This window comes from Rothia sp. P13129 (assembly GCF_048512865.1).
Taxonomy (GTDB): Bacteria; Actinomycetota; Actinomycetes; order Actinomycetales; family Micrococcaceae; genus Rothia.
The window spans coordinates 92,967-99,748 of the sequence record NZ_JBLXYA010000009.1 but is presented as its reverse complement, the minus strand read 5'-3'; the positions used below and the strand labels follow the sequence as shown (position 1 = coordinate 99,748).

Genomic DNA, 6,782 nt, shown 5'->3' with positions numbered 1-6,782 from the left:
TCCACCACCAGCTATATGTACAACATAGTGTGTTTGACTACCAGCCGCGCTCTTTCCACTGCTCTAGAGACGGACGCTCCTGACCTAACGTCGTGCCCTTCCCATGACCTGGAAGAACCACCGTGTCATCCGAAAAAACATCAAATAATTTTGTGGTGACATCATGAAAGAGAGAACAAAAATCTTCTGGAGAATCTGTTTTACCGACTCCACCAGGGAAGAGAGAATCGCCAGAGAAAATAACTGTCGGAAGACCCTCAGCTGTGAGAACATATGCAATAGAACCAGGGGTATGACCTACTAAAGAAATGGTTTCTAAACGATACGAAGAATACTCAAAACGCTCTTGACCATGAAGCTCGTGATGTACCCGATAATTTTCTTGGGACTCAATAGCCTGAATATCTGCTGCCCCAGCATACGTTCTTGCACCAGAGGCCTCAGCAACAGCTTCTAAAGCGCGGATATGATCCCAATGCCCGTGGGTTGTAAAAATAGTCGTAATCCTTGCCGAACCGCCACCATCTAAAACATCATGGCATGCAACGTCACGGGCAAAAGAACATAGACGTTCAGCATCCGCTGCAGCATCAATCATGATCTGCTCACCACTGCGAATATTGGTGAGTAGATAAACATTATTTTCCATCTGCGAGACGGACAATGAACGAAGCGTTATATCATCAGTCGAAAAAAGAAGAGTACCGAGAGAATCTGTCATGGTATGTAGTCTACTTGGAAAACTTGCTCTACCAGAAGCTCTATGACAGACCAAGACACTACCCGCTCCAACCTAAAACCCAGTATTCTAGACGAAAAAGAATCCCCATGAGTGAAGTTATGTGCGTCAAACTTTTGCGCCCCTTGCAACGTAGAGTAGTCAAAGCACCAGAAAACACTTAGAATATATCTTCGAACACATAGATAGTTTTAAGGCTGAGGAACACCATGGCAGAGACAACTGCACATCAACGAAACCAAGAACATATCCACGTTCAAGGTGCACGAGAAAACAACCTCAAAAATGTAGACCTCGTTATACCAAGAAACTCCATGGTCGTTTTCACCGGACTCTCCGGCTCCGGAAAATCTTCACTAGCGTTCGATACCATCTTCGCTGAAGGGCAACGCCGCTACGTAGAATCCCTCTCAGCCTATGCACGAATGTTCCTCGGACAAGTAGATAAACCTGACGTAGATTTTATTGAGGGCCTCTCACCCGCAGTTTCCATCGATCAGAAATCTACCTCAAAAAACCCTCGCTCTACCGTCGGAACTATCACCGAAATCTACGACTATATGCGCCTTCTCTGGGCACGTATCGGACACCCGCATTGCCCCGAATGTGGAGAAGAAATCTCACAACAGAGCCCTCAACAAATCGTTGACCAGCTCATGGCACTACCCGAGAAAACCCGTTTTCAAGTGTTATCTCCCGTCGTCTCAGCACGTAAAGGAGAATTCGTCGACCTCTTCCTAGAACTCTCTGCACAAGGTTTTTCTCGCGCTCGCGTCGACGGAGAAAACATTCAACTTTCTGACCCACCAAAACTCGCTAAACAATATAAACACACTATTGAGGTTGTCGTAGATCGTCTCGTCATTAAAGACAGCATCCAACAACGTCTCACAGACTCCATCGAAACCGCTCTTAAACTGAGCGAAGGAAACGTACTCATTGACTTTGTCGATGAAGATGAAAACTCACCGAAACGTACACGACGTTTTAGCGAACATTTAGCATGCCCACAAAATCATCCTGTGCAAATGGAAGAAATTGAACCGCGTGTGTTCTCCTTCAACTCCCCATTTGGTGCGTGTTCTGCTTGTGACGGTATTGGGTTTACTCTCGAAGTCGATGAAGACCTGATTATTCCTAATCCTCAAGCAACGATTCGTGAAGGTGCAATTGCTCCGTGGTCACAAGGTAAAGCAACCTCCGAATACTGGATACGTTTGCTAGAAGGCCTTGCACAGGAACTTGACTTTAGCCTTGATACTGCATGGAATAAACTTCCCGCAAAGATTCGTCAGAGCATTCTAAAAGGTAAAGATTATAAGGTTACTGTCTCGTATCGAAATCGGTTTGGACGTGAACGACGCTATACCTCTGGTTTTGAAGGCGTCTACGCATACATTAAACGTAAACACGAAGAAACCGAATCTGAATGGTCTAAAGACCGTTACGAACAATATATGCGTAACGTTGCGTGCTCTACCTGCGGGGGAGCACGTCTCAACCGCACGATACTGGCGGTTACTGTAGGCGGAGCTTCCATCGCCGATATTACGGAGATGCCGCTACGCGAGGCTCTTGAGTTCATGCGTTCACTTTCTTTGAGCGAACGTGAAGCGCACATCGCCGACCTCGTACTCAAAGAGATTGACGCACGTCTGCAGTTCTTACTTGATGTGGGACTAGACTATCTGACATTAGGGCGTGCTGCATCTACGCTCTCAGGCGGTGAAGCGCAACGTATTCGTCTGGCCACTCAAATAGGCTCTGGTCTTGTTGGTGTTCTTTATGTTTTAGATGAGCCTTCTATTGGGCTTCACCAAAGAGATAATCGACGTTTGATTGAGACGTTAACAAAATTGCGGGACATGGGAAACACTCTCATCGTGGTAGAACATGATGAAGACACCATGAAAGAAGCGGACTGGATTGTGGATGTTGGTCCTGGTGCTGGTGAATATGGTGGGCGAGTCGTTCATTCTGGAACCTATGAGGAGCTGCTCAACAATACAAAATCGCTAACTGGCGACTATATGGCAAAGCGTCGTGTCATTGATATTCCCAAGAATCGTCGTGCCATTGATAAAAAACGTATGCTCAAGGTATGCGGAGCACGCGAAAACAACCTCAAAAATATTGATGTTTCGTTCCCTCTCGGTGTTTTAACCGCGGTGACGGGTGTTTCTGGTTCAGGTAAATCCACCTTAGTCAATGACATTCTTTACACGGCATTAGCTCAGAAACTTAACGGAGCTAAGCAAGTGCCTGGACGTCATACCAAAATTGTTGGTTCTGAACATCTCGATAAGATTATTCACGTGGATCAGTCTCCCATTGGTCGTACACCTCGTTCTAACCCCGCAACATATACTGGAGTTTTTGACCATATTCGTAAACTTTTTGCTGAGACTCAAGAAGCAAAGATGCGTGGTTATCTTCCTGGCCGTTTTTCGTTTAACGTCAAGGGTGGACGATGCGAGGACTGTTCTGGCGATGGAACTCTTAAAATTGAGATGAACTTCTTGCCAGATGTGTATGTTCCGTGCGAAACCTGCCACGGCAAACGATATAACCGCGAGACCTTAGCGGTGTTGTACAAAGGTAAGAGTATCGCTGACGTTCTTGAAATGCCGGTTGAAGAGGCTGCTGAATTCTTTGCCGCTTTTTCTCCCATTGCCCGCCATCTGAATACTTTGGTTGATGTGGGCTTAGGCTATATTCGGTTAGGGCAACCTGCTACAACGTTATCGGGTGGAGAAGCTCAGCGTGTTAAACTCGCATCTGAATTGCAGAAACGTTCTAATGGGCGTTCTATCTATGTTCTTGATGAACCAACAACGGGTCTGCACTTTGAAGACATCCGAAAGCTACTACATGTACTTCAGGGGCTTGTTGATAAAGGAAACTCTGTCATTACTATTGAGCATAATCTTGACGTTATTAAATCTGCTGACTGGGTGATTGATATGGGCCCTGAAGGTGGTAGCGGTGGCGGAACTGTGATTGCAGAAGGTACTCCCGAAAAAATTAGTACGGTTGAGGGGTCTCATACCGGCGCTTTCTTGGCAGAATTGTTGAACTGACCTTCTTGGGTGTGTTGCCAAAATATCTGAGATTGATTTTCGATGGTCATGCTACGTTATGTGCGCATAAGGTGAGCTTACGGTTGCTATGATTCTTCTAACTGACTATGGAAAATATGATGTCTTGGGATGTTGATAACAAATCTCTAAACATCGTGGAGGGAAGCTGATGCGACTATATCAGAACACTCAAAAGACCATTACTTTTCTTTTAAGAACTGTATTTCGCGCACGGGTGACAGGATTAGAGAATTTTCCTGAGCGTGGGCCTGTGATCGTGGCTTCTAACCATTTAGCTTTTTTGGACTCCGTGATTATTTCAGCTCTCATGCCTCGAAGAGTGGCGTTTCTTGCAAAATCAGAATATGTTAACACTCCAGGGATACGCGGAAAAATCATGAAGAAGCTGTTTGACGTCATTGATATTATTCCGGTGAATCGTTCTGATCGTTCAGAATCAATGAAAGCCTTAGAACGCGCCTTAGCGGTATTAGAAGAAGATCGCGTATTTGGTATTTATCCGGAAGGTACACGTTCTTTAGACGGACGTTTATATCGTGGAAAAATTGGTGTGGCATGGTTAGCGCATATGACGGGTGCTCCGGTTATCCCTATTGGTCTAATTGGTACTGATCGCCTTCAGAAACAGGGTTCGATGATGGTTTATCCTCGACGTTTTACTGTGCGTGTGGGAAAACCGTTATATTTTCCTCGCACTGGTGAAAAAATGAGCGGGAAGATGCGTCGAGAAACAACCGATAAAATCATGGATGAAATTGCTCAGCTTTCGGGACAAGCTCGAGAAAATGTTTATAACGTTTCGCCTTCAGCGTCTCGCGATGGAGGAAAAGTTTAAGGCTATCGTAGAGAGAGGTTACGTGTGGCAGATCCAGCAAGTTATCGTCCTGCATCGGGGCAGATACCTACCTCGCCGGGGGTCTATCGTTTTCGTGATGAACACGGCAGAGTAATCTATGTTGGAAAGGCTAAAAACCTTCGCAATCGCCTGAACTCGTATTTTCAGCAGGTCTCAGCGTTAAGCCCTAAAACTTATGCGATGGTGCATGCTGCTTCTTCGGTGGAATGGACTGTTGTTAAGAATGAGATTGATTCACTTCAATTAGAGTACACCTGGATTAAAGAATATAAGCCACGATATAACATCGTTTTTCGTGACGATAAAACATACCCGTATCTTGCGATTACGATGAAAGATGCTTTCCCTCGTGTGCAGATTATGCGCGGAGAGAAGAAGAAAGGTGTCCGATATTTTGGTCCGTATACACAGGTTTGGGCTATCCGCGAGACCTTGGAGACTCTACTAAAAGTATTTCCATTGCGTACCTGTTCTGCTGGGGTGTTTCGTCGTGCTCAAAAAACAGGACGTTCGTGTCTTCTGGGATATATCAACAAATGCTCAGCGCCGTGCATTGGTCGTATCTCTGAAGAGGAGCACTATGATTTAGCGCAGCAGCTATGCCGTTTTATGAGTGGTGGTTCTGAGAAGTTTATAGCTGAGCTAAAACAGCAGATGAAGGCGGCTGCCGCTGAACTAGATTTTGAGAAAGCTGCTGGTTTGCGTGATGACCTTCTAGCATTAGAGAAGGTTTTTGAACGGAATACGGTTGTTCTTGCTGATAGTACTCACGCCGATTTTTTTGCTTATGCAGGTGATGAGTTAGAGATTGCGATTCAAGTATTTTTTGTTCGTGCGGGCAAGATTCGTGCTCAGCGCGGGTGGATTGTTGAACGCTCTGGTGAAGAAGAGGACGCTGCCTTAATAGAGAAGCTCTTGATGCAAGTCTATGGAGAATATGTGTTGGGGGAATCAGGAGAGCATGATGACCAAGAACGAAATGAGTTTGAGATTCCTCCTCATATTGTTGTTCCGGTTCTTCCCGAGAATCAGAGCCGTTTAGAGCAATGGCTTTCTCAATGTCGTGGTTCGTCGGTGCGGATTACGAGCTCTCCGCGTGCAGAGCGCCGTGAGCTGTTAGAGACCGTTGAAGAAAACGCACAACAGTCTTTAGCTGTTCATAAATTACGTCGTGCTGGAGATTTGACGACTCGTTCAGCGTCCTTGGTGGAGCTTCAAGAAGCTTTGGAATTAGACGTTCCTTTATTGCGCATCGAATGCTATGACATTTCTCATATTCAAGGTTCGCATGCGGTAGGGTCAATGGTTGTTTTTGAAGATGGGCTACCTCAAAAAAATCAGTACCGTAAATTCACAATTTCTGAAAAGAATGCTGGCGATGATGTCGGCAGTATGTATGAAGTCATTACACGACGTTTTAAAAGATATCTTCACGAAAAATCTGAAGGGACGAAGATTTCTTCTGCCTCTGACTCGGGTATAGAGCGCTCTGCACCAAAGTTTGCGTATCCTCCTAACTTGCTGTTAGTGGATGGTGCGAGCGCTCAGGTGGCTGCGGCTGAACGTGCCCTAGCAGATTTGAATATTGAGGGTGTGTATGTTGCGGGTATTGCTAAAAGACTAGAAGAAATATGGGTTGTAGATGATGAGTTTCCGATTATTTTGCCTCGTTCGTCGCAGGCTCTTTTCTTGATTCAGCGTATCCGTGATGAGGCTCATCGTTTTGCGATTACTTTTCATCGTTCTCGCCGTGCCAAGGCGATGGTTGCTTCTGTATTGTCAGGTATTGATGGTCTGGGGGAGAAGAAGCGTCAGGCATTATTGGATTATTTTGGGTCTTTAGCAGAAGTCAAAAAAGCTTCGTTGCAAGAGCTTCAACAGGTGCCAGGTGTGGGGCCTTCTCTGGCTCAAAAAATTGTTGATTATTTTGCGGCTGAACAGCAGAGTGTTAGTGCCGGAACTGCCGGTGTTGATATGTCTACGGGAGAACTTTTAGATAGCTAAGTTTTAGTTTCATCATGTACGGTAGTAGCTAGGAGTAGCATCGGTGTAAACTAATACATATTTTAGTTTTGGAGATGTTCTC

At 45.4% G+C, this 6,782-nt stretch carries 4 protein-coding genes; 3 read left to right on the top strand and 1 reads right to left on the bottom strand.

The features are described 5' to 3' along the window. Positions 1-37: 37 nt before the first annotated feature. Positions 38-721 carry an MBL fold metallo-hydrolase gene (locus tag ACN081_RS07265; protein ID WP_419103490.1) on the bottom strand — a complete coding sequence of 228 codons (684 nt, stop codon included), beginning with the start codon at positions 719-721 and terminating at the stop codon, positions 38-40. Between the two features lie 227 nt (positions 722-948). Between ACN081_RS07265 and uvrA the strand changes: the two genes are divergently transcribed. From uvrA to uvrC, 3 genes are all read left to right on the top strand, one after another. Then, entirely contained in the window at positions 949-3,819 is a 2,871-nt protein-coding gene (uvrA, locus tag ACN081_RS07260; RefSeq protein WP_419107383.1) for an excinuclease ABC subunit UvrA, read from the top strand. Between the two features lie 169 nt (positions 3,820-3,988). Further along, positions 3,989-4,675: a lysophospholipid acyltransferase family protein gene (locus tag ACN081_RS07255; RefSeq protein WP_419103488.1), complete on the top strand. Its 687-nt coding sequence runs from the start codon at positions 3,989-3,991 to the stop codon at positions 4,673-4,675. Between the two features lie 24 nt (positions 4,676-4,699). Beyond that, positions 4,700-6,700, top strand: coding sequence for an excinuclease ABC subunit UvrC (uvrC, locus tag ACN081_RS07250; RefSeq protein WP_419107382.1), 2,001 nt, complete (start codon positions 4,700-4,702; stop codon positions 6,698-6,700). Positions 6,701-6,782: the final 82 nt, after the last annotated feature.

Coding starts and splice junctions, on each gene's coding strand:
- ACN081_RS07265 (WP_419103490.1), bottom strand. CDS start 721: ATGACAGATTCTCTCGGTACTCTTCTTTTTTCGACTGATGATATAACG.
- ACN081_RS07255 (WP_419103488.1), top strand. CDS start 3,989: ATGCGACTATATCAGAACACTCAAAAGACCATTACTTTTCTTTTAAGA.
- uvrA (WP_419107383.1), top strand. CDS start 949: ATGGCAGAGACAACTGCACATCAACGAAACCAAGAACATATCCACGTT.